This window comes from Deinococcus humi (assembly GCF_014201875.1).
Lineage (GTDB): Bacteria > Deinococcota > Deinococci > Deinococcales > Deinococcaceae > Deinococcus > Deinococcus humi.
In genome coordinates, this window is the sequence record NZ_JACHFL010000027.1 from 15,302 (window position 1) to 37,460 (window position 22,159).

21 protein-coding genes, 1 pseudogene and 1 riboswitch are annotated in these 22,159 nt (G+C 63.8%); of the genes and pseudogenes, 16 read left to right on the forward strand and 6 right to left on the reverse strand.

The window, feature by feature from the left end:
* Window positions 1-402: 402 nt before the first annotated feature.
* From HNQ08_RS28035 to HNQ08_RS25080, 8 genes are all read left to right on the forward strand, one after another.
* Window positions 403-534: a hypothetical protein gene (locus HNQ08_RS28035; RefSeq protein WP_268240037.1), complete on the forward strand. Its 132-nt coding sequence runs from the start codon at window positions 403-405 to the stop codon at window positions 532-534.
* 33 nt (window positions 535-567) lie between these two features.
* Entirely contained in the window at window positions 568-789 is a 222-nt protein-coding gene (locus HNQ08_RS27705) for a hypothetical protein (RefSeq protein WP_229790271.1), read from the forward strand.
* Window positions 790-831: 42 nt separating this feature from the next.
* On the forward strand, window positions 832-1,107 hold the full coding sequence (locus tag HNQ08_RS27710) for a metallophosphoesterase family protein (RefSeq protein WP_229790272.1): 276 nt from the start codon (window positions 832-834) through the stop codon (window positions 1,105-1,107).
* A gap of 326 nt (window positions 1,108-1,433) precedes the next feature.
* Window positions 1,434-1,814: an ArsR/SmtB family transcription factor gene (locus tag HNQ08_RS25060; RefSeq protein ID WP_184137964.1), complete on the forward strand. Its 381-nt coding sequence runs from the start codon at window positions 1,434-1,436 to the stop codon at window positions 1,812-1,814.
* Window positions 1,811-1,987 (forward strand): hypothetical protein, encoded by a 177-nt coding sequence (locus HNQ08_RS25065; protein WP_184137965.1) that lies wholly within the window; start codon window positions 1,811-1,813, stop codon window positions 1,985-1,987. The genes HNQ08_RS25060 and HNQ08_RS25065 overlap by 4 nt, the downstream gene beginning before the upstream one ends.
* Before the next feature lie 12 nt (window positions 1,988-1,999).
* A complete protein-coding gene (locus tag HNQ08_RS25070) occupies window positions 2,000-2,569 on the forward strand; it encodes a DUF6428 family protein (protein WP_184137966.1) in 570 nt (189 codons plus the stop codon).
* Window positions 2,566-3,708, forward strand: coding sequence for an MFS transporter (locus HNQ08_RS25075; RefSeq protein ID WP_184137967.1), 1,143 nt, complete (start codon window positions 2,566-2,568; stop codon window positions 3,706-3,708). The genes HNQ08_RS25070 and HNQ08_RS25075 overlap by 4 nt, the downstream gene beginning before the upstream one ends.
* Window positions 3,709-4,008: 300 nt before the next feature.
* Window positions 4,009-4,236: a hypothetical protein gene (locus HNQ08_RS25080; protein ID WP_184137968.1), complete on the forward strand. Its 228-nt coding sequence runs from the start codon at window positions 4,009-4,011 to the stop codon at window positions 4,234-4,236.
* Window positions 4,237-4,659: 423 nt separating this feature from the next.
* On the opposite strand, the gene HNQ08_RS25085 is transcribed toward HNQ08_RS25080, so the two are convergent.
* Window positions 4,660-4,806 (reverse strand): hypothetical protein, encoded by a 147-nt coding sequence (locus HNQ08_RS25085; RefSeq protein WP_184137969.1) that lies wholly within the window; start codon window positions 4,804-4,806, stop codon window positions 4,660-4,662.
* 96 nt (window positions 4,807-4,902) lie between these two features.
* Between HNQ08_RS25085 and HNQ08_RS25090 the strand changes: the two genes are divergently transcribed.
* The 6 genes and pseudogenes from HNQ08_RS25090 (at window position 4,903) to HNQ08_RS25115 (ending at window position 10,745) form a co-directional block, all read left to right on the forward strand.
* The gene (locus tag HNQ08_RS25090; RefSeq protein ID WP_184137970.1) at window positions 4,903-5,295 is read left to right on the forward strand and encodes a GNAT family protein; all 393 of its coding nucleotides are present in this window, start codon (window positions 4,903-4,905) and stop codon (window positions 5,293-5,295) included.
* A gap of 289 nt (window positions 5,296-5,584) precedes the next feature.
* Window positions 5,585-5,733, forward strand: a riboswitch (FMN riboswitch).
* A gap of 35 nt (window positions 5,734-5,768) precedes the next feature.
* Window positions 5,769-6,872: a bifunctional diaminohydroxyphosphoribosylaminopyrimidine deaminase/5-amino-6-(5-phosphoribosylamino)uracil reductase RibD gene (gene ribD, locus HNQ08_RS25095; RefSeq protein WP_229790273.1), complete on the forward strand. Its 1,104-nt coding sequence runs from the start codon at window positions 5,769-5,771 to the stop codon at window positions 6,870-6,872.
* Between the two features lie 72 nt (window positions 6,873-6,944).
* On the forward strand, window positions 6,945-7,619 hold the full coding sequence (locus HNQ08_RS25100; protein WP_184137971.1) for a riboflavin synthase: 675 nt from the start codon (window positions 6,945-6,947) through the stop codon (window positions 7,617-7,619).
* Window positions 7,616-8,836, forward strand: a pseudogene (locus HNQ08_RS25105) (bifunctional 3,4-dihydroxy-2-butanone-4-phosphate synthase/GTP cyclohydrolase II). Before HNQ08_RS25100 ends, HNQ08_RS25105 begins: the two are co-directional and overlap by 4 nt.
* Window positions 8,837-8,912: 76 nt before the next feature.
* Window positions 8,913-9,389 (forward strand): 6,7-dimethyl-8-ribityllumazine synthase, encoded by a 477-nt coding sequence (ribH, locus tag HNQ08_RS25110; RefSeq protein ID WP_184137972.1) that lies wholly within the window; start codon window positions 8,913-8,915, stop codon window positions 9,387-9,389.
* 987 nt (window positions 9,390-10,376) lie between these two features.
* Window positions 10,377-10,745, forward strand: coding sequence for a hypothetical protein (locus HNQ08_RS25115; RefSeq protein ID WP_184137973.1), 369 nt, complete (start codon window positions 10,377-10,379; stop codon window positions 10,743-10,745).
* A gap of 705 nt (window positions 10,746-11,450) precedes the next feature.
* Here HNQ08_RS25115 and HNQ08_RS25120 read toward each other — a convergent pair.
* From HNQ08_RS25120 to HNQ08_RS25140, 4 genes are all read right to left on the reverse strand, one after another.
* Complete coding sequence (locus tag HNQ08_RS25120) at window positions 11,451-11,879, reverse strand: response regulator (protein WP_184137974.1); 429 nt, start codon at window positions 11,877-11,879, stop codon at window positions 11,451-11,453.
* Window positions 11,872-14,121 carry an ATP-binding protein gene (locus HNQ08_RS25125; protein ID WP_184137975.1) on the reverse strand — a complete coding sequence of 750 codons (2,250 nt, stop codon included), beginning with the start codon at window positions 14,119-14,121 and terminating at the stop codon, window positions 11,872-11,874. The genes HNQ08_RS25120 and HNQ08_RS25125 overlap by 8 nt, the downstream gene beginning before the upstream one ends.
* Window positions 14,118-14,609 (reverse strand): biliverdin-producing heme oxygenase, encoded by a 492-nt coding sequence (locus HNQ08_RS25130; protein ID WP_229790274.1) that lies wholly within the window; start codon window positions 14,607-14,609, stop codon window positions 14,118-14,120. Before HNQ08_RS25130 ends, HNQ08_RS25125 begins: the two co-directional genes overlap by 4 nt.
* 970 nt (window positions 14,610-15,579) lie before the next feature.
* Window positions 15,580-16,215, reverse strand: coding sequence for an ArsR family transcriptional regulator (locus HNQ08_RS25140; protein ID WP_229790275.1), 636 nt, complete (start codon window positions 16,213-16,215; stop codon window positions 15,580-15,582).
* A 73-nt stretch (window positions 16,216-16,288) separates the two neighbouring features.
* On the opposite strand from HNQ08_RS25140, the gene HNQ08_RS25145 reads away from it, so the two are divergent.
* Entirely contained in the window at window positions 16,289-17,521 is a 1,233-nt protein-coding gene (locus HNQ08_RS25145) for an MFS transporter (protein WP_184137978.1), read from the forward strand.
* A gap of 518 nt (window positions 17,522-18,039) precedes the next feature.
* Here the strand turns inward: HNQ08_RS25145 and HNQ08_RS25150 are convergent.
* A complete protein-coding gene (locus HNQ08_RS25150; protein WP_184137979.1) occupies window positions 18,040-18,513 on the reverse strand; it encodes a MarR family winged helix-turn-helix transcriptional regulator in 474 nt (157 codons plus the stop codon).
* A 124-nt stretch (window positions 18,514-18,637) separates the two neighbouring features.
* Here HNQ08_RS25150 and HNQ08_RS25155 point away from each other — a divergent pair, with 124 nt between their 5' ends.
* The gene (locus HNQ08_RS25155; protein WP_184137980.1) at window positions 18,638-21,772 is read left to right on the forward strand and encodes an MDR family MFS transporter; all 3,135 of its coding nucleotides are present in this window, start codon (window positions 18,638-18,640) and stop codon (window positions 21,770-21,772) included.
* Window positions 21,773-22,159 lie beyond the last annotated feature (387 nt).

Consider the following 22,159-nt stretch of genomic DNA (forward strand, 5'->3'; position numbering starts at 1 on the left):
GGTATGCTGTACATCCGTACCGGCCACACCGCCCGCTCTCAGAAGGCTCAGGTGCTGTCGGAGCATCATGGTCCGCAACGGTTTGAGGTCCAGTCCGCAGGGCCGGAGCTAGTCTAGGCGAGGTGAACCCCTGACCCGGCAGGTGCTCGCCGAACGTGGGCTTTCGAGCGCCCACCTGTACGCCAAAAGCACCATGCCGCCATTGGGGCAACACTTCAGCCAAGTGATCATGATCTGTGACCGGGCCGAACAATACTGTGCGATCTTTCCCTTCGCGCTCCGGCCGTTTGAGAATCCCGCCGCAATGACTGGCACGGACGAGGCTGACTGTGTTTCGCCGGTGCGGGCTCAGATCGACGTTCAGGTCAGGCAGTGGGTGCCGGGGCGACCATGGGGATCGCCGTGTTCGGAGACGTGCACGGCAACCGCTTCGCATTGGACGCGGTGGTGCGGGAGATCGAGCGCCAGCAGCCGGACGCGTGGGTGAATCTCGATGACCAGGTGTTCGGTGGAGCAGACCCCGCCGGCGCCTAGCAGCTGCAGCAGGACCTCAGGGTGAGGTACGGCGTGCTAGAAGTGCCAGGGGACACCGACGAGCGGCTGCGGCAGCCGTTGACGGAGATCACCGAGAAGCAGGAGATGCTGGCCTGGCTGCACGGCCAGTTGCCCGCCGGGGCGGGCACGTACGTCGCAGCCCTTCCGACCAGTGTCAACCTCGCCGACGACGAGGTCCTCGCTGCGCACGGCACGCTGGACAAAGCCTGGACCTATCTGCTACGCGACGGCTAGGCCTGGGCCAGCGATGAACAGATCCTTGGGCGCCTTGGAGGTATGAGGGCAGTTGGCGTCGTCATTGTCGAGCATTCGCATCTGGAGCACCTCCGGCAGATCGGGCCGCTGGTGGTGAATGCCGGCGCGGTCAGCCGACAGAAGGACGGCAGTCCATCGGCGCGCTGGGTGCTGCTGGAAGGCAAGAGGGGCACCTGGAGTGTGTCCTTCCGCCCGGTGTCTTACGAGGTGGACGCCGCCCCTGGGCGGACAGACACGCCCCAGGGGGCGCGAAGGAAGCCGCACAACTATGGAATGAAGGGGCCAGAACGTGACTGAACACGACTGCCACTTGTTCTCCCTGTCGGGGATGCCCTCATGACCCTGACCTTCAAGTAGGCCTGGAACCTGAGGCGGTGAGTGATCTCGCTCATCCGCCTGGCCCAATCAATCGCACCACCATATTCAACGACACCGTGAAGAGGTGGAACGCCCAAATGCACAGGCCCAATGGCCGTGATCTTCACAGGACGCGTCAGCCTGAGCACCTTGATGAGGGGCAGCGCGCTCCATGGAGGTGGAGCTTCATTGACCGCGGTCCCCACAGATGGCAGCACTGCCATATTCATATTGACATATTTGAATATATAGATCAGAATGAAGCCATGAAGTTTGATATGGCCGCGACGGTCTTCAAGGCTCTGGGGGACGCCCACCGCCTGAAAGCCCTGCATTTTCTAGCTACCGCCACCCCGGACTGCTGTCAGAACGGTGAGGGGATCTGCGCCTGTGACCTGGTGGACCATCTCGGCCTCGCTCAACCCACCGTCAGCCATCACATGCGCCTGCTTGTCGACGCCGGTCTGGTCACCGCCGAGAGACGCGGCCGCTGGACGCACTACGCCCTCAGCCGCGCCGGGCTCGGGACCGTTCAGACCCTCATCGACCGTCTGACGGCAGATGTCGGTTCAGCTTCTTCCTGCGCTCCTGCCACGCCACGCCCTCAAATTCAGGCCCCGCAAGTCACCTCAACGGAGGAGTTATGAACCCTGTCACCCTGTTCGACGCCGCTCTGGACCACCTTGCAACCCTTCGTCAGGATGCCCATCACGCCCATCTAGTCCAGCAGGCGCGGGGCCACCATTCCCGCCTGGCGTGGCGCCGCCTGTTCCGTGTGCCCTCCGTCCCCGCCCCGGTTGCGCCCTGCACCACCTGCTGAAGGAGCCCCGCCATGACCCAGACCATTCCCGGCCTCACCGACCAGACCACCACGGCCGCCCTGCTCAGCGAACTGCGTGCCCTCCCCCAGCGCCCTATGGTGTTCCAGTTCCAGGGTGAGACCCTGGTCCCGGCCGGTTACCACGTGACCGAAATCAAGGCGGTCAGCGTCGAGGCAATGGACTGCGGCGGCAGGGCCGCGTCATGGCGCGAGACAGTGATTCAACTGATGGACGGCTCGGCTGAGGACGCCGCAGGCGGGTTCATGACCAATCGCAAATTCCTCGCCATCTTTGACCGCGTGACCGCCAGGATTCAGGTGCACGCCGAGGCCGAGGTGCGCTTCGAGTACGGCAATGCCCAGTCGGCAGCGCTGCAATACCACGTCACCCAACTGGAGGTACAGCCCGAGCGCCTGGTGGTTCATCTGCGGCAACCCGGCGTGCAGTGCAAGGCGGGCGAGGCCTGCGGCTTCCCTGCTGGTGAGATGGCAGCCACTGAAAGGTGCGCCCCGGACAGCGGCTGTTGCGGCCCAGCCACGGCGTCGCCTGCCGAAGCTACCACCCCGATCCGCCTGGAGTGAATTCGCCATCTCCGGCCCGGCAGCGCCAGGTGGTCTGGACCCTGGCCCTGCTCGCCACCGTCGGTTACGGCGCGCTGTATTACGCGCAGCCGCTGCTGGCAGTGGCCTTCGAAAACGCGTATGGCTGGAACCGCGCCCAGACGAGTCTGGCCTTCACTTTGGCGCTGCTGACCGCTGGGCTGGCCCCGGCGCTCGGGCGGATCCTGGATGCTGGACAGGGCGGGCGCTGGCTGGGGGCGGGGGCACTGCTGGGCAGTCTGGCCTTCGCGTTGCTGGCACTGATGTCCTTCTATCCGCTGTTTGAAGTGGTGTGGCTGCTCGCAGGCGTGGCGATGGGCCTGACCTTTTACGAGGCGGTATTCACGGTTCTGGGGCAGCAGGCAGGTGCGTCGGCCCGGCAGTCCGACACGCTAATAGTCACACCGATCGCTGGACTCGCCAGCACCGTCTTCGTGCCGCTGACTGCCGCGCTGCTGGGACTGTCCGCGCTGTTGTTGCTCATCGGCCTCCTGGTCTGGCGGGCGGTGCCAGACCGCGCACCTTCTACTCCGTCGTCTGCCCTGAAAGCGTTCACGCCTGGGCTGCTGTTCGGGCGACTGGCCATGTCGTTCACGCTGTCCAGAATCGTTACCGTGAGCGTGGGCTTGCAACTTGCCCCACTGCTGCTGGCCGCCGGACATCCGCCCGCCGTGACGGCGGGCCTGACCGGGTTGCTGGGCCTAGCAGCCCTGCCGGGGCGCATCGTCTTCCTGCCGTTGTTGAGGCGTCTGGCCCCTGACGCTAGGCTTGATTGGTCTGATGGGCGCCGGCACAGCAGCCCTCCACTTCGTGCCCTCCACCGCACTCAGCGCCGTCGGAATCGTGGCGTTCGGCCTCGCCAGCGGCGCGCTGACGCTAGCCCGGGCCGAACTGCTTGCGCTGCATTACCCGGTGGGCTGTTCGGGACAGTCAATAGGCGTCTTGCCCGCCCGGTTAATCTGGCCCAGGCGGTCACGCCGTTCGGGGTGGGCCTGCTCTATACCTGGAGTGGCGGATTTATCCGGTCCCTGCTGGTGGGGCTGGCTGCGCTGGCGGGCTGGAGTCTGATCGGGCAAGGCTTCCCAAAGGAAGCAGATCTGACCGACGCACCGATTTCGTAGATGGGCCACAACACTGACTTAACCTGGCGAAGAGCGGAGCTCTGTCTGAACCACCCGGGAGCTTGCTGGCGCCGCAGCTCTATAGAAGGCGACCGCTTGGGCCGGCTCTGATAACGTCAACCTTCTAAATCCGTCTCAGTCGGCAGGACTCAGGGGTTACTTGCTCCTGCTTTAAATCCACTCGCCTTGGAGACAACCCACGTGCAGCGCAGAAATTAACGCTCAACAGCTGATGCTGAGGTCTGTGCATCTTGAGGATTTTGCCATCCACCCGTGACCCTGCTTGCTTACACTCCAAGCATGAGTGACGACAAGAAAGGAATAGGAGAACGCCTGGGCGAGGCCGTAGACAGCGTGAAGCACAAGGTGAATGAAGGCGCGGACCGCGCCCGCGCCGAAGGGCACGATTTCAAGGCCGAAACCACGGACAACCCGGTCGAGGGCGCGGTAGAAAAGGGCAAGGGCATGGTGGACCGCGGTAAAGCCGAACTCCATGAGAGCGCCAGCGAGAAAGACGCCAGCCGCTAACTGGCTCGGCCGACGGGGCGCATGGCCTTCTGGCCATGCGCCCCTGGCTTGCTTACCCATGACGTATAGCGAATGTCCATGGCGTCTCGATCTGTGCCCGGGGACGAAGCAGCGATCCTCCCCTGGTCTTCGTCCGTGGCCTGCAGCCATCTGTCTTCCGCCCGTCCTCAGGCGCGCCTCGCACTCCACTTCGAGGTCTACGCTTACGATCAGCCTGCTCACAACCGCATCGTGACTCCGAAAGACGGCTTAACGTAGACTTCGCCGAGCGGTCGAGATGGTGCATCGGCGTGTCGGGAAGGGCGTGTCGGTCGCGGACGACCTGAACACCCATAGCGTGAACGCCTCTACGAGCACTCTAAACCTGAAATCGCTTGACGGATCGCCCGGCGCGTCAAGTCGAACTACATGCCCGAGCCCGCCTCATGGTGGAACGTCGTGGCGATCGAACTCGTTGCGCTGGCCACGCAATGCCTGAACCGCCGGATCGCGAGCAAAGATGGCCTGGAACGAGAGGTAACGGCGTAGCAGGATGCGGGTAATCGACAGCGACCCAAGGTTATCTGGCACTTCCGGACCAAAGACGCACGGATCAGGTTGCGACGGCTCCATCCCTCATTCCCAGCAAGTCCCGCGCCACCAGGAGGCGTTTGAGGACCACCCGGCATGTTTCGCGTTCATTTTCGCCCGATCACGTCCCATCACCTGGCCGAGTGTCTGGCGCTGGAATTCGACGAGCCGCAACGCGCTTTCGTCGCCCCGAACGTCCTTTCGCGCGCGCAGGCTTACCTCAACTCGGCCCTGCGCCCTTTCGGCGTGTACGACGACGGCAGTCTCGGTTTTGAGGCGCCCGTCACGCCCATGGCCGGTTTCGTGATGCTGCAGGTCACTGCCGGTGTGGGCTTCGTGCTGCGCTTGATGATCGACCGCCGCTTTCAAGGCCGAAGACTCGCGCGAGTGACGGTGCGCGAAGCCGTTCGCCGATTGCGGCCCGACCCGGAGGTGGGGGTCATCGCGACCAGTCATCGGCACGAGAATCAAGCCGTGGGCAGCTGTTGACGTCGGAAGGTTTTGTGCCCTGGCCGACCGAATACGCGCAAGGTCACGCGACGGAAACGCCCTTGTATTTGCATTTGCCTACACCAACGGGGCCTGATGTCTGACAGGACCAATGGGGCGAGGGATGCATGGTTCCCACTGGGACAAGCCACAAGGTGGCTTTCTACCTGCCGTGCGAAGACGAACCGTCAAGTCTCGTCATCGGACGCTGGTGGAGAGGCTGTCTGCACGGCTTACATTGTCTTTCCCCGAAGCTGCTACCGTCACTGTGGCCCGCTTCCGGGTGGGCCGCTTCCTTCGGGGCAGGGTGAAATTCCCTACCGGCGGTGATGGCCCTAGGCCTCAGCCCGCGAAGCCCGCGCAAACTGCACCACGCGCCGGCCCGATCCCGCGAACTTCGGGAGCCGACGGTCACAGTCCGGATGAGAGAAGGAGGAACGTCACCTCGCCACCCCGGTGGGTGACGACAACCCATGTATACAGTGAATGCGCCGCCCGATAGGGTGGTAGCGGTCCTGTCCGCCGACGAGCGCTGGATGACGCTCGCGCTGGACCTGGCCCCCAGAGGCCTCGGGCGAACCGCCCCCAATCCCCCTGTGAGCTGCGTGATTGTTCAGGGCGATGAGGTGGTGGGACAAGGCTTTCATCCCAGGGCCGGCGAACCGCACGCGGAAGTGTTCGCCCCGCACGGGGCAGGAGCGCACGCGCGCGGCGCCACCGCCTACGTCACCCTGGAACCGTGCAGTCATCACGGGCGCACCCCGCCCTGCACGGACGCTCTGATCGCGTCGGGGGTCTGCCGGGTGGTGGTCTCCACCCTCAATCCGAACCCCAGGGTGGCCGGGCGCGGTGTGCAGGCGCTCCGCGACGCTGCGATCGACGTAAGCGTGGGGATCCTAGAAGCCGGGGCGACGCGTCAACAGGCGGGCTTCCGCAGCGTGATCGTCCGGGGCCGCCCGTGGGTGGTGGCCAAGTACGCGATGACCCTCGACGGCAAGGTGGCGGCAGTGGGCGAGGGCAACGGCAAGGTGAGCGACGCGGCGGCGCGGGAGCGGGCCATGGTCTGGCGCAACGAGCTGGACGCCGTGGCGGTCGGCAGCGGCACTCTCAACATGGACGACCCAGCCCTCACCACCCGTGGCGTCCCAGGGGGCCGCTACGCACGCGCTGTCGTGTTTGATCGCCAGGCCCGGTCCAACCCCCAGGCCCAGGCCTGGCGTCCGGGCAGCGTCCTCGTGACGGCTCCAGACGCCGCCGTGTCCGCCTTCGAGGCCTCAGGCATCACCGTCGTACGCGCCGAAACGCCCCAGAGCGCCTTGACCCAACTGGGACACCTGGGGCTCTCCAGCATGCTGCTGGAGGGCGGCCCTGGCCTGCTGAGCACCTTGCTGGACGCCGGGCTGGTGGACGAGGTGCGGACGTTTATCTCCCCGAAATTGCTGGGCGGTGGCCTGTCGCCGCTTACGTCGCCGGACCGCCGCATGAATGAAGCTCAAGAGCTGCGCGACGTGACCGTCGAGACGCTGGGCCAGGACGTCCTGGTGACGGGCCTGCTGAGCGACATTCCGCGCCTCTGACGGGATTTTCTCCTCTTTTTCAACAACGCTGGCGAGCAAATCTGCTTTCCGCCGTCAGCCGTGAGGTCAACCATGTTTACTGGAATTATTGAACAGCTCGGGCGCGTGGCCCAGACCGTGGACACCGCCGGCAACCTGACCGTCACCATCGAACCGAGCGCCATGTGGGCGGACCTGTCCCTGGGCGAGAGCGTCGCCGTGAACGGCACCTGCCTGACCGTCACCGCCTGGGACCACGCGGGCTTCACAGTGGACCTCAGCCGCGAAACACTGGCTAAGACCGCTCCCCACTGGCAGCAGGGCCACAAGGTCAACCTGGAGCGGGCCATGACCGCGCAGGCCCGCTTCGGTGGCCATGTGGTCAGCGGCCATGTCGATGGCGTGGGTGAGATTCTGGCGGTCGAGGCCCAGCCCGGCGCCTACACCATGAGGGTGCGCGCCCCCGCCGCACTGGCCCGCTACCTCGTCCCCAAGGGCAGCGTCACGGTGGACGGCGTGAGCCTGACCGTGGTGGACGTGGGCGGCCCGGCGGGCAGCCGCGCCGATCTACGGGCCGACGAGTTCACGTTGTGGCTGGTGCCGCACACCCTGGACGTCACCACCCTGCACACCTGGACCGCTGGAACGCGGGTCAACCTGGAAGCCGATCAGATGGCCAAGTACGCCGAGCGCCTGCTGCTGATGCGGGACTGGACGCCGCCCACCACGGACGGGGCAGGCCACGACGTTCAGGAGGTGGGAGCATGACCGCCGCTCCCAGCACGCTGTCCCCAATCACTGATCTCCTCGCGGACCTGCGGGCAGGCCGTCCCATCATCCTGGTGGACGACGAGAGCCGCGAGAACGAGGGTGATCTGCTGATGCCCGCCGCGACGGCGACGCCGGAGTGGATCAATTTCATGGCCCGTGAGGGCCGGGGCCTGATCTGCGTGACCCTCATGCCCGAGCGGGCACAGCAACTGGACCTGACGCCCATGGTGGGCCGCAGCACCGACCCGAACGGCACGGCCTTCACGGTCAGCGTGGATCACACGGGCAATACCACCGGCATCAGCGCTTTCGACCGCGCGGCCACCATCGCGGCGCTGATGGACGAGGCGGCGTACCCCACCGATTTCCGGCGTCCAGGGCATGTATTCCCGCTGGTGGCGCGACCCGGCGGGGTCCTGCGCCGCGCGGGACACACCGAGGCCGCGTGTGATCTGGCGCGGCTGGCAGGCTTCGCCCCGGTGGGCGTGATTTGCGAGGTCATGGGCGACGACGGGGAGATGAGCCGGCTGCCGGAGCTGCTGGTCTTCGGGGAGAAGCACGGCCTGAAGGTGGGCAGCATCGAGGCGCTGATCGCCTACCGCATGGAACACGATCCGTTCATGGTGCAGGTGGCCGAGGCGTAGCTGCCCACCGAGTACGGCCCCTTCCGCATCGTGGGCTTCGAGGACGCCATCAGCGGGGCGGAACATGTGGCGCTGGTGATGGGCGAGGTCACGCCAGAGCCGCTGCTGGTGCGCGTGCACAGCGAGTGCCTGACGGGGGACGGCTTCCACTCGCTGCGCTGCGACTGCGGCCCCCGGCCCTCCGCGGCGATGCGGGCCATCGCCGCGGAGGGCCGGGGCGTGCTGGTGTACCTGCGGCAGGAAGGGCGCGGCATTGGCCTGCTGAACAAGATCCGCGCCTACCACCTGCAGGACGGGGGCGCGGACACCGTCGAGGCCAACGAGCAGCTCGGCTTCCCCGCCGACGCCCGCGACTTCGGCATCGGCGCGCAGATGCTGCACCTGCTCGGCGCGCGGCAACTGCGCGTGCTGATCAACAACCCCCGCAAGCTGAGCGCTCTGGGCGGTTTCGGTCTGGAGGTCGTGGAGCGGGTGGCGCTATACGCGGGCCACAACGCACACAACGCCGCTTACCTGCAAACCAAGACCGACAAGCTCGGCCACATCGGCATCCGCAGCAGTCAGGAGTAAACCACGTGGATGTCCGGGGGCCATGTGAATGGCCTCTCCCAGACACGCACCCCCATCATCCTTCAAGGAGCACTCCATGAACCGAATTGAAGCCCATCTGCTCGCCACCGACCTGAAGTTCGCCGTCGTGAGCACCCGCTGGAACCACCTGATCGTGGACCGCCTAGTGGAGGGCGCAGAACTCGCGTTCGTCCAGCACGGCGGAAAAACAGGGCATCTGGACCATTACCTCGTCCCCGGCGCGTACGAGGTGCCGCTGATCGCCCGCAAACTGGCCGAGTCCGGTCAGTACGATGCGGTGGTGTGTCTGGGAGCCGTGATCAAGGGCAACACCGATCATTACGATTTCGTGGCGGGCGGCGCAGCCACCGGCAGCCTGAACACCTCCCTCCAGACCGGCGTGCCCGTGGCGTTCGGCGTGCTGACCACCGACACCGTGGAGCAGGCCCTGAACCGTGCTGGAATCAAGGCCGGAAACAAGGGGGGCGAGGCCGTCATGGCCATGATCGAAACGGTTAATCTCCTGAAACAGATCCCTGAAGGGCCGATCTGACCTGCTGAGGACTGGGATCGAGCCTTGCCTCTGTCAGCAACGGATCGCCCAGGAAAGGGGTACTCGACTCCAAGAGAGTCCGCCGGTAGAGCGCTGCTCAACGGCTTGAGTGCCCATCGCCTGGGCAAACGGAGCTGCTCTGCAGGGAGCCCAACAAGCGCATGAGTTGTTCAGCAGAAGGCGTGCACAAACGAACGTTTGAGCGGTGCTTCGCGGCACGTGACCAATTGCAGCTTCCGGCGTTGCGAAACACTGTTGTCCAACCCCATGAAGGGGCGATGCGTTTTTGCAGCAATGTGATAATCCCACCGCGCGACACGGCGCCATGTTCGGTAACAGCGAGGGTTGAGATCACGAAAACGAGCACAGAAGTTCCTTGACTTGCACGCCTATCTCACGAATCTCTACCACCCGGCCCGCTCCACCGTTCCCACCCATCACCGGTGCTATTCGTCCACGCCGTGTCTTCAAAACGTGGCGAGAGGTCGTGGGGCAGGCCGCCTTGCTGAGCTTCCCCTGCTCCATCGAGTCCAACGACTTGCCACAGCCCCGCTGGAGAGATGTGGCGTGCTTGAGGGTCACTCCGGTCAATCACAGCTCACCAGCCTACCGAGCTCAAGTGGCCAGAACCTCGGCGTCATGGGTACGGGCCAGCAGATCGGCAAGTTCAATAGGTGTCAGTTCAGACAGGCGCACGGTGGCGCAAGGATGAAGCGCACCAGCATGAGCAAAAAGAGGAGCGCACGCCCGACTACAGCTCAGGTGATCTGCCACCAAATTCTAAATAAACATGGGGCTTTCACTGGAGATGGCACGCTCTCTATGCTCCATTTCATGTTCCCCTCCAGTCGCACAGCGCTTCTACTCACCTCAGCCCTGGCAGGTACGGCTCTGGCTGTCCCGCTCAAGAATACCCAGGCCCCGCTCACAGCAGATGTTCCCGCTGGCTGGGAGCAGCGCCCTTACCCAGGAGGTCTGCCTGGCATCATGGTGGTTGCTCCTGGCACTCCCCCACCCGCTGTCCTGCAACTGTTCTTCGCTCCGTATCAGAGCGAGGGCAATGGCACCGCCGCTTTGAAAGAGTTCATCGGGGGAGTCGAGGAATCGCTGACAGGCGGTGGTCAGGCCACCCTGAAGCGGATCAGCAGTCGCCCACGGACGGTGGGCGGAATCAAGGGCACCGAGCGGCTGTACAACCTGACCCTCAATGCCAATGGGGCCGTGGTGCGCTTGCAGTACTGGTACGGCCTGAGCAAACGCAACCTGCTGAGCGTCCAGTTCACCACGGGACCCGCCACCTCAGCATCTCAGAAAACCGTCTTTGACAAGACGTTAAGTTCGCTCAAAATCAAGTAGACAAGGAAAAAGCGGCCAAAAAGGCCGCTTTGATTCTTCTAAGATAAGGCAGTATTCAGCCGCTGTCAAACACATGCATCGGGTGCCGGGGCAGCGGCACGGGGCGGGGCGAGGCCACTCAAGGAGATCGTCAACGTCAGGCACGTTCAGCAATAGACACTGGCGCCGACCCACAGCAGTGGGTGGTCTCCAACTTCAGAGGAGAGCCCACGAGCCTGAGTGAGCACTTGTTCATCCCTGAGAAGGGCCGCAGTGGCGGTGATCTCCGGGGGCGGTTGTGTGGACTTAACCGTCCGCTCTATGTGAATCAGGGTCCCAGCGACGCCATGCTGCTGGGACAGTTCCGCTACGAACTGTTCACGCGGCAGAACAGAACGATCTATTCATTCAGTTCTGGCGATTACGTCTTCCATGACCTTCCCGTAATTTCCGTTCAGTGTGTCCCACCCATCAACAGGTGGGCCATTCTCTTGTCCTAAGAGAGGTCGCCCCAACACGTCCACTGATGGCGAACCGTCCCGACAAATACAGCCAGGCAGCACTGGACAGTGCATCAGGACAGGCAGAACATCGTTACCGCTGCGCCATCGACAGATCCCGAGACGCAGCGCTAGCAACTCCTGCTTCTTACACGGTCCATAGCGAGGGGGCTTTTCTGGCTTTCAAGACCGTGTCGCCCCATGAGGGTGGGCATCGTTCTCAGGGTCAATAACTGGTGGGGAGGCTGGCCGCGCCAAACCAGTAGGCCTCTAAAAGCTTGACCACGGATAAGAACTCATCCAGGCGGGTGGGCTTGCTGAGGTAGGAATTGGCCTGCAGTGCGTACGCGCGCTTCACATCGGCTGGAGCGTGCGAAGTGGTGAAGACCACCACCGGCAGGTGAGCGAGGGATGGGTCGGCCCGCAGGGCAGCCAGCACCTCAAACCCGTTCATGCGGGGCATGTTCAAGTCGAGCAGGATCAGGCTCGGAAGGATCCCCAGATCTCTGGCCGCCCGCATCTGCTCTAAGGCGTCCAAACCGTCCCGGGCAACCGTCAGATGCACTTGCGTGCCGGACAGTTCCAGGGCCGACTCCATCAAAAAGACGTCGGCAGGATTGTCCTCCACCAAAAGCAGACGCGCCGAGTCAGGCATCCCGGGCAGCCTCCCGAGGATCAGGCAGGTGGAAGGTCAGAGCCGCGCCCTGACCGGGAGTGGAGGCGAGGTGCAGACTTCCCCCGTGCGTCTCAGCAATTTTGCGGCACAACGTCAGTCCAATCCCATTTCCGGTCACGTCCTCTCGTCGGTTCAGGCGCTGAAAAAGGCCGAACACTTTGTCGTGAAATTCGGGCGCAATTCCCGCGCCCTGATCCTGTACGGTAATGTTCCAGGCCCCTGGCACCCGTTCAGCGCCCACTTGCACTTCAGGAGCCGGGCCACCGAAGGTCAGCGCGTTATCGAGCAGGTGCCGCAGGAGGGCGTGCAGTCTCGCTGGATCAGCCTGAACAGTCGGAAGGCCCTCTTGGATCTTAATCCGGGCCCCAGCGGACTGAAGTTTGGGTTGCAGCGTCTCCATCACGCCGTTCAGAACCTGTCCCAAGGCCACGGGGCGGCGAATGGGCGGTGGCGCCGACAGCAGATCCGTGTATGTGTGCAGGTCGCGAGTCAGACTGCGCAGACGGGCCGTTTCGTTCAAGATGAACTGAATCATGCGCTCACCGTTTGCGTCCACCTGGTCCTGGTAGCGGAGCTGGAACAGCTCCGCGAACTGCGCGATCAGGCGCACCGGTTCTTGCATATCGTGGGCGATCACAAAGGCGTACTGCCGCCACTCGGCATTGGACTGTTCAAGTGCTGCATTCAGGGACCGGACCACACTCAACCGTTCGCCCAATGCTGCGGTGAGGGCACGCTGAAGGTCTTGCGCCTCTTCCACCTCTCCGGCGTGCCAGGGCGCGGCGTGACCACGCACCGTCTCGACATAGGTTTCAAACGACCGTCGCGGTCCCAGCGTGTCTTTGGCCTGCTCCGGAGTCGCTCCCCCCCAGGCCACCTCCGCCCTGATTTCCGGGCGCAGCCATACCACCCCCTCGGACCAGCCGCTCCCCACGCTGATGGCGAGCAGGCCGCTGGCCCGGTCAGTCAGGGCCAGCGCAGGCGGCCAGTGTTCAGAGAGGGCGTCCGTCTGGAAGAAGGTTCCCTCCCGGGTGCGCAGCCAGCCGAGAAGCGCTTCTACCTCGCCTGGACTCAGGGCGGTTCCCCTGACCTGCCAGCGCCCCTCAAAGAATACGATCACGCCTTCGGCCTGCATCAGGCCCCTCAAATCCAGCGCCTCATCGGTCAGGGTGTCCAGCGGAGCCAGCGACCCGGCGGCGGCGTCCACGATCTGCCGGTGGCGGTTTTGAAGGCCGCGCCGGAAAGCGTCAATGTCTGCCCGGTATTTGATCTGGACCTGGAGGTTCAGCAACCGCCCCAGGTACTCCAGCGCTGAGCGGATCTCAGGCGACAGCACATACGCCGACCCGTGGTGGCAGGCGATCAGGCCCCACAATTGCCCGTCCACCACGATGGATACCGACAGACTGGACCGCACGCCCATATTTCGCAAGTACTGAAGGTGCATCGGCGAGGTGCTGCGCAACACCGCCCCGCCGAGTGCTGTGGGCTGGCCGGTCTGGGGATTGAGCACCGGCTCGAGGGCAACGGGCGCCGCATGGGTGTCTGCCGTCAGGCGTAGCAGGTGCCTCACGTAAAGGGCGCGGGCCTGCACGGGGATGTCGGCTGCCGGGAAGCGGTGTTTCAAGAAAGGCGTCATGTCTTCCCGGTGGGTTTCGGCAATCACCTCGCCGCTGGCATCCTCCGAGAAGCGATAGATCATCACGCGGTCAAATCCCGAAATCTCCTGCACGAGACGCGCGGCTACCTGGGTCAGGTCCATCAGCGTTGGCGCACTCTCCAGGGCAAACACGGCGTTGCGCAGGGCGTGAGGTCCGGTAGAGTCGGTGGCTTCACCCATCTCGAACTCCAGCACCAGCAGATCCTCCACACGGTGAGCGGTGAGGGCTACATGCCCGGTGGGCAATCCAAAAGTGGTGCGATATTGCAGGTGGTCGGGCGCCCCAGTGGGCAGCGCCATTACGAGCGCGTGAAAGACGGGCACAGGCAGCAGGGAGGAGAGCGGCGCGCCCCGCAACTCGTTCGGCAACCGCCCCAGGTAGGTCTCGCTGTTCAGGCTCACCTGAAGGATCTGGTGAGTCCTTGCATCCACCGTCAGCAGCGCCCCGTGGGGCTGAATGCTCCCCGGGATGTGGATGGGTTCGCGCTCGCAGTTCTCGGTGGTGATCTGCGGCCCGCCCAAATAGGTGGGCGGGAGCAATTCGGGCGACCCGCCAGTCATGCGGAGACACCTTTCAGCACCTGATGGAACAGTTCAAAAGTATGCTGCGCGCCTGCGATAACGTCTTCCTCATCCTCAGGCGCGACGCCCCGATTCATCGCCTCCGTCAGGGCCAGCCACATTGGCCCAGTTGCGGCACCGTAAGCGTGGAAGTAGGCACTGCCGCTCTGGGATTGGATGTTCAGGTTCCGTTGGAGATGGCGCGCAATAACTTGCCCACCCAGGGTGGCCCCTTCCAGCACGTAAAGGGCGCCCAGCCCCTCAGACACCCCCGCCAGTTGGGGAACGGTCGGCGGCGTTGGGGAGACAGAGGGCAGGTGTCCCAGGTCACGCGTAAGTAGCGGTGCTTTCAGGCGCAGGTGAAGCTCGAAGGCTGGCGGAAAAGGCAGGGTCAGCAGTCGAGCCTCCAGCGGCCCAACGACGGCTTGAAGCTGACTGAGCAAACGGGCGTAGGCGACCCGAGACAGGGAAGGGTGCAGAACCGGCATGAGGGCTTCCACTTCTCGATGTCGATCGAGGGTAGCCTGTTTCAAACGCAACATCAGCATGGGATGGTGGTCACCCTAGCATGTGTAGGGGGGCTGTCAAGTTGAGTGTTCAGTAACTTATCTCACTTTATCCATATAAGCCGATGACAAATTTGGATGGTGAAGTTTAATTTCAGACAAAATACTGAAGGGGTTGAGGGCATACTGACTCTTAATCAGCTGACTGTGGCAAGTCGTCAACAGTAGGGTGAGGAGAGAGCGTAAGTACAGCAGCAAAACGCCTGTTTCTGGTGGCGCCGCCTGTGAGCGGAAACAGTACAGCGGGCCGGATGGTGCAGGTTTGTGATCCGGACGTGCAAGCTGAGAAAACCTAATATCCGTCGTCGTGACCTAACTCCGCGTTGTCGGCGCTCTTGTCATCGTGTCGCATGATGGGGTTGCCCGACCAGGTTCTCGCAACGAGCCGCGATCTGACCTGGACGTGCTCTACAGCCTGAAGCATGGGAAGCTCCAGAAGGGCCGCACCGTCACTCCAGAGCTTGTCGGTGTGGGCGCTGGACTGCACGTCATGCTCGCCCAGCAGTCGGATGAAAAAGTCTTGGCCGCCTCAGTCTCGCTGTGACCCTGAAGGAAAACGTCGAGAACAACGCCATGTTCATCCACGACCTGCCACAACCAGTGGACAATGCCGCCCACGTCCACGTGCAGTCTCATCGAGGTGCCAGCGGGAACCCTAAGCGAACAGGCGCCGAACCTGGTGAACCCGGTGCGATTGGATTCGCGGGTCACGCACGTTCCTTGTTCAAACGGGAGTCCTTTAATATCCCGGTAGTTCAGCGTGAATCGGTGGTAGAGCACTGGCAGCGCACCCAATGACCTCTTGAGGGAAGCGGTAGCCGGGAAGCTTCTGACTGCTCAGCACCGCGCTACCCTACCGAAACAACTTGCCGCAACCGATTGATCTCAGCCCTCATTCCACCGTGCCACGTACCAGCATCAGGCTGAGCGTGTAGTCCGGCGCGGTGGGCGACTCCCACGCCCTTCCCTGCTCCACCACGGCCAGCAAAAGCCGTTTGAGTGCTCGGGCTTGAGGCTCCGGCAGTCGCAACCCGGCGATGGTCAGCATCAGCGGCTCGTCTCCCCCGAACACGTCCTGCGCTGGCCCCCGCTCATCGCCGATCTCCAGATTGCTCTGCGTTTCACCCCGCGACAACCACAGACCCCAGACGGGCGAGTGTTCCTGGACCTGATGGGCAGCCAGCGAGGAGAGGCGCTCCATGCGCGGCCCGATCTGGGCCAGCCAGAACGCCTCCAAGGTCTCCGCCGCCGTCACTTCGTAAGGAATGAACCAGCGGGGCGAGACCCGGTAGCGTTTGATGGGACGCCCGTGCCGGGGGTCCACCCGTTCCACGAAGGCGACATTTCCCTTGCACAGCTTCCCCAGCAGGTATGAGGCGCGGGCCAGGGGCAGGGCCAGGTGTTCGGCCACCTCACTGGCACTTCGGGCGGCTGTCATCAGAAAATTCAGGAGTGGGCGCAGTTCTGGACGCAGCAGCAGCTCAGCCTGTCTGGGCGTTGCCGTGTGGTGCGTCAGATGTATCGTCACGCCCACAGCCTAGAAAAGACCTACACGAAAAAGCGAGTGGTCTTTCCGGTAGCGTCCTACACACACTCGGTGCATGACCTCGTCCCTGTGGAACCGTAGTGTCGTGATCTGGCTGCTTGCCACCGTCCAGTCCCAGTTCGGCATGGCCCTGGCGGGAATCGCGCTGAACTTTCTGGTCTTGCATCAGACCCGGTCCGCTTCGCAAATGGCCCTGACCCTGGCCTTCTCTCTCCTACCAAACCTGTTGATGCCGCTGGTCGGCGCGCTGGTTGACCGCTGGCCCTTGAAGTGGCCGCTGATCGGTTCCGACGTGCTGCGCGGGACACTGCAACTGGCGGTGGGCGGCGCGGCGCTCCTGTGGGGCGAGGTGCCGCTGTGGGCCATCAATGGGGCCGCCGTTCTGACCGGGTTGGCCGGACTATTTACCGGACCGGCCGGGAGTGCCGCCGTGCCAGCGCTGGTTCCGGCCAGCGAGCTGGCGCGGGCCAATGGCTTGCTGGGGGGACTGGGCCGGGGAGCATGGCTGCTCGGTACGCTGGCGGGGGCCTGGATCGTGACGCGCTGGGGACCACCGCTCGCCATCCTGATGGACGGCCTGAGTTTTTTCGTGATGGCCGCGCTGCTGGGCTGGGTCAGGTTGCCTACCCGTGGGACGCTGGGCGCTGGCGGGTCACGCTCTTATCTCCTGACCGAAGTGCGTGACGGTCTACGCGTGATGGCCCGCTCGCGGGTGCTGATTCTCGCGCCGATCATCGCCCTGCTGCTCAATGCCAGTCTCGCCCCAGTCACGGCCATCCTACCCAAACTGTTTGAGGCCCTGGGTGGACAGGCCACGGGGTACGGCACCTTCCTGGCCCTAGAGAGCCTGGGGGTGATCGGCGCTGGCCTGCTGGTCGTGGCCTGGGGGGACCGGCGCTCCCCTCAGGGGCTGATCGCGGCGGGACTGGGGCTGACAGCCTGCTCTTACGCGGTGATGTGGGCGTGGCCGCAGCCGGCTGTGCTGCTGGGTTCGGCGCTAGTCCTGGGGCTGGGCTTTGGCCTGATCAACACGCCATTTCAGACGCTGCTGCATCAACTTGTTCCCGGAGCGTACCTGGGACGGGTCTTCAGCATGTTGGCGATGGTGTCAAGTGTCGGGATGCCGCTGAGCCTGGTGCTGGTCTCTCCGGTGCTGGACCAACTGCCGCTGCCCCTGTGGTTTGGAGTGGCCGCGCTGGCCCAGGGCTTGGGTGGGGTGATCTGGATCTGGGGGATTCAGACAGAAGGGCGTTTGAGAACGGTACAGATCGATGTGGTGGGGTCTTGAACTCGCCGATAATTGGTATATCGGATGGTCGTGCCTACACAAATCATGCTCCTACTCATGCTGGGTAAAGGACGGCCAAGTTCAGCTGGTGGAAATCTAGGAAGTTTTTACTCCAGTTTCTCCTCAAAGGCATCAAGGAGCCAGGCATGCCTTGATGCGAGTCGGCGCCTTCTACCCTTAGCCCTGCGCATCCGGTCGCCCTCCTGCAAATGGTTGTGTTGCCTTAATTGGATTAGGGTAGGCTCACCACAGTGACCGAAGGAAGAAGGAACGCCTTACCGCCACCGATCCCCTATGACGCTCATCCAGAAGGCCGCCAATGCTGTACCACCGCTTTCCCCGGAGCTATCCGGACTTGCTGCATCGGCGCGGCACCCTGGTCAGTCACGAGACCCTGCGCGAATGGTGCATCACCTTCAGTGACCTCTTTGCGCAGGCTCTCCCCACTCGAGGCCTTCGGGGGTGTGGAACCATCCTCCGAACGCGGTGGCGCCACCTGGTGATACCGGGACTGGCCTTCAGGTGGTGGCCAGCTCGGCAGGGAGTGGCGCCTCCAGCTGAGCCATGGTGTTCAAGCTCTCCAGCAGCAGCTCGGTGCGTTCCGGTCCCAAATCATTCAGCATTCGGGTCAGCAGACGAGTCACTTCCTGATTGATCGTCTCAATAACCGTTCGTCCCTTATCGGTCAGATGCAGGCGGTAACGACGGGCGTCATCCGGGTCAACCACACGTTGAACGAGGTGGCGCTTGATGAACGGGTCAAGCAGGCGGCTGGTGGCGTAGCCCGGCACATGCAATATCCGGGCGAGCCCACCCGGGGTCAGATGCTGTTGATCAATCCAGCGCAGGATCATGTAATCCCGCAGGTCCAGGTCGAACTTTTCGAGGAGTACAGGCGTGATGGACCGTGTAAAGGCTTCACGTGCCCTGAAGTGTGCTTCGAGAAGTTGAGTGGCCAGAACCGTGGCGTCTGACGGGAGGGAAGAGGCCATACCTCTATCATACAACTGCAATAGCGAAGTAATTGCATTTCTGCAAATATTGGAGATAAGCTGTCAAAGTTTGGCCTGACCCAGCACCGCCCCTACCGCCCCCTCACCTTCCCGGAGCCCCTGCATGACCGTACCCACCGAATACACAGCCCGGCAAAAGACCATCTCGCTGGTGACTGTCCTCCTGGCCGTGCTGCTCGCCAGCATGAACCAAACCATCGTTTCCACCGCCGGCCCCGCCATCCAGCAGGCACTGAACATCGAGAACAGCCTCTACTCCTGGATCACCACCGCGTACCTGCTGGCCAGCACCGCGCTTGTTCCGATCTACGGCAAGCTCAGCGACCTGGTCGGCCGCAAGCTCATCATGATCTTCGGCGTCCTCGTCTTTGTGGCCGGTTCGGTGCTCTGCGGCCTGGCGGACGGGGTCGGGATGCTCATTGCCGGCCGTGGGGTCCAGGGCCTCGGCGGCGCCGCCCTGCTCGGGTTGATGTTCGCCGTCATCGCCGACCTTTACCCTCCCGAGCAGCGCAGCCGCTACACCGCCCTCGTCGGCGGCGTGTTCAGCCTCGCCACCGTCCTCGGCAGTATCGTCGGCGGGTATGTCACCGACCACTTCGGCTGGCACAACGTCTTCTTCATCAGCATCCCGCTCGGGGTCCTCACCCTCGGCACGATGCTGTTCATGCCGCCGCTCAAACAGCAACGTGAACGTGCACCGCTCGATTTCGTGGGCGCCGGACTGCTGGTCCTCTTCAGCGTCACCCTGCTGCTCGCCCTGTCGCTCGGCAAAACCCAGGTTTCGCCAGGCGAAAGTGGCTTCCTGTGGGGGTCCTGGCAGATCCTCTCCTTCCTAGCCACCGCCGTTACTTCGCTGATCGCGTTCATTGCAGTGGAACTGCGCGCCGCCGACCCCATCATTGACATTCGCCTCTTCCGCAATCAGACCTACGCCGTGGCAAACGGCGCCACGTTTCTCCTCGGTATCGTCTTCTTCGCCGCGACCGTGTTTCTGCCGCTGTTCATGGTCAACGTGATCGGCCTCTCGGCCACCAATGCCGGGCTGACCACCTTTCCCCTCACCATCGGCCTCGTGATCAGCAGCATCGTCGCTGGACAGGCTTACGCCCGCATCGGCATCTTCCGTCCCGTGATCTTCGTCGGTGGTCTGTTCCTCATGCTCGGCTTCGTCCTGATGGGCTACACGCTGCGCCCCGACAGCACCCAGTTTGAGCTCACCTGGAAGATGATCGTCATCGGTCTGGGCCTCGGGCCCATCCTGCCCATGCTGACGCTCGCGATCCAGGGTGCCGTCAAACCCAGCGAAATCGGCGCCGCGACCGGCACGAACAGCTTCCTGCGCTCGCTCGGCAGTACCCTGGGCGTCGCGCTGCTCGGCACCCTGTTCGCCTCGACCCTCAAGACGGAAATTCAGGACAAGGTCGATAGCGCCAAAGGGCATCTCCCTGCCGAAATGCGCGCGCAATTCGACGTTCAGGGCACCTCCGGCAAGAAAACCGGCGGCAGCACCCAGAGCTTTGACGCCGCTCAGCTCAAACGCGAGGCCATCGAGAAACTCGACAAGAGCCGAAACCAGTACATCGCGGCCCTGCGGGACCATGACCAGGGCGCCATTCAGGCCCTCCTGAACGACCCGAAGACCGCCCCGCAGTTGCGCGACGTCCTGAAGAAGGGTGGCTTTGAGGGCGTCATTCGAGCGGGGTTCGACGAGCAACGTCAGCTCCTGACCCGCGCGGTGCTCAAGCATGACCCAGCCGCCATCCAAACCATTACCTCGAACCCCCAGACGCCCCAAGAACTCAAAGAGGTTGTCCGCGGCGGCGTCACCACCCAGGTCGAAGCGACCATCGCGCACCAGCGTGATCTGCTCACCCGTGCCCTGCTGTGGAATGACCCGGCAGCCGTCCGTGACCTTCTCGCCAACCCCCAGACCCCAGCGGAGCTTCGCCAGGTGCTCGCCCGCGGCGGCGTCGAAGCCCAGGTCAAAGCCCGCTTCGACGAGCAGCGCACCCTCCTGACGCGCGCCCTGATCGAGAATGACCCGGCCGCCACCGCACAGCTCCTCGCCGACCCCCAGGCCCCGGCTGAGCTCAAGGGACTGCTCCAGAACGGCGGCGTTCGCGCCCAGGTCAGCGCCGCGTTCGCGCAGCAGCGCGCCCTGCTGACGGCCGCCATCGTGGGCAACGATCCGGCTGCCACCGCACAGCTCCTCGCCAACCCCCAGACCCCGGCTGAGCTCAAGGGACTGTTCCAGGACGGCGGCCTCGAAGCCAGGGTCGAAGCTGGCCTCACGCAGCAGCGAACGCTCCTCACCCGCGCCCTGAGGGACAACGACCCCCAGGCTGTCCAGATTCTTCTCGCGGCGTCGACCACTCCTGTCGCTCTCAAGCAGACCCTCGCTTCAGGCGGTCTTCGTGCGGCCGTAACGCGTGGGGTAGACACCCAGAAAGCCGCTATCGCTGCTGCCGTGAACGCCGGAGACCTCTCCCCACTCCTGAAAAACCCAGCGCTGCCCCAACCGCTGCGGCGTGCCCTGGCCGCCATTCCCGCAGCGGCATTGGCAACCTCTGAAGCCCGCACAGCCACCCGCAAGCAGGTGGAAGCGCAACTTGACGCGGCGAGACCCGCCGCAGAGACTGCCGCCATCAATGCTGCGCTAAGCACCGCGAACACCCGCCTGGACGCCGCCCTTCCCGGTGCCTTGACATCGGCACGCCAACAGGCGCTCCAGCAGGTGCTGACGGGTCTGGCCGCCAAGGAAAAAGAAGCGCTGGCCTCCGTGCCCAGGCAGGCGCTCGACGAGGTGCTCGCCGGCCTGGTGGCCCAGGAACCCGCCGTGCTCGCTTCGGCCCCGCCGCAGGCCCTTCACGCCGCCCTCGTGAAGCTCGACGCCGCGGAGCAAAGTGCACTAAAGACGGCGCCCCAACAGGCGCTGAAGAAGATCCTGCTGAGCTTAAACGCCAAGGAGCAAGAAGCCCTGGCCATCACGCCGAAGAAAAGCCTGACCAAGATCGTCAGCGGCATTGACGAGACGAAGGCGAAGGTGCTGCCGGTAATTGACGGAATCGGTGCGGGCATCAAGCTGGCGTTCACGGACGCCGTCTCACTGCTCTACCGCGTGGGCTTCGGGGTGGCCGCGCTGGCCCTGATCGTCAGCATGTTCCTCAAAGAAGCGCGCCCCGGCTCGGTGACCCGCGAGCAGATCGTCGAGGATGAATTGCGGTCCATCGAAGTCTGACGCGTCGAGGCCAGACGCTGACCGTCTGACCTCTGCAAGGCGACCTCCGGGTCGCCTTCTGTGTTCATCGTCACACGATCATCTCAGTAGAGCCCACCGGCCTATGAATAGCCATCTTTTCTCCCACCGTGCTGAGTGCTTCCAGTGGCAGGCTACACGCCGGGGGTCCACAGTACGCGCATGGCTGTCAGCGGCGCGCATCGCGCTGGCAGCCACGCTGGGGCAAGACCAGCCGGGTGAAACTGCGCGAGCATGACGCTGAGGTGCTCGAACGGCAGCGGCAAGCAGATGCCAAGCTGGGGTTGGCCGAGCCCGAGCACACACTGACTCGACGCCCAGGATGGGAGTCATCGCCCCGAAATGCGCTCCTTGACTGGCGCCCACCGC

Coding starts and splice junctions, on each gene's coding strand:
- HNQ08_RS25070 (WP_184137966.1), top strand. CDS start 2,000: ATGACCCAGACCATTCCCGGCCTCACCGACCAGACCACCACGGCCGCC.
- HNQ08_RS25125 (WP_184137975.1), bottom strand. CDS start 14,121: ATGACTGGCGGGTCGCCCGAATTGCTCCCGCCCACCTATTTGGGCGGG.
- HNQ08_RS27710 (WP_229790272.1), top strand. CDS start 832: ATGAGGGCAGTTGGCGTCGTCATTGTCGAGCATTCGCATCTGGAGCAC.
- HNQ08_RS25080 (WP_184137968.1), top strand. CDS start 4,009: ATGAGTGACGACAAGAAAGGAATAGGAGAACGCCTGGGCGAGGCCGTA.
- HNQ08_RS25090 (WP_184137970.1), top strand. CDS start 4,903: ATGTTTCGCGTTCATTTTCGCCCGATCACGTCCCATCACCTGGCCGAG.
- HNQ08_RS25130 (WP_229790274.1), bottom strand. CDS start 14,609: ATGCCGGTTCTGCACCCTTCCCTGTCTCGGGTCGCCTACGCCCGTTTG.
- HNQ08_RS25100 (WP_184137971.1), top strand. CDS start 6,945: ATGTTTACTGGAATTATTGAACAGCTCGGGCGCGTGGCCCAGACCGTG.
- HNQ08_RS25150 (WP_184137979.1), bottom strand. CDS start 18,513: ATGGCCTCTTCCCTCCCGTCAGACGCCACGGTTCTGGCCACTCAACTT.
- HNQ08_RS25065 (WP_184137965.1), top strand. CDS start 1,811: ATGAACCCTGTCACCCTGTTCGACGCCGCTCTGGACCACCTTGCAACC.
- ribH (WP_184137972.1), top strand. CDS start 8,913: ATGAACCGAATTGAAGCCCATCTGCTCGCCACCGACCTGAAGTTCGCC.
- HNQ08_RS25145 (WP_184137978.1), top strand. CDS start 16,289: ATGACCTCGTCCCTGTGGAACCGTAGTGTCGTGATCTGGCTGCTTGCC.
- HNQ08_RS25120 (WP_184137974.1), bottom strand. CDS start 11,879: ATGCCTGACTCGGCGCGTCTGCTTTTGGTGGAGGACAATCCTGCCGAC.
- HNQ08_RS25060 (WP_184137964.1), top strand. CDS start 1,434: ATGAAGTTTGATATGGCCGCGACGGTCTTCAAGGCTCTGGGGGACGCC.
- HNQ08_RS25155 (WP_184137980.1), top strand. CDS start 18,638: ATGACCGTACCCACCGAATACACAGCCCGGCAAAAGACCATCTCGCTG.
- ribD (WP_229790273.1), top strand. CDS start 5,769: ATGTATACAGTGAATGCGCCGCCCGATAGGGTGGTAGCGGTCCTGTCC.
- HNQ08_RS25115 (WP_184137973.1), top strand. CDS start 10,377: ATGGTGGTTGCTCCTGGCACTCCCCCACCCGCTGTCCTGCAACTGTTC.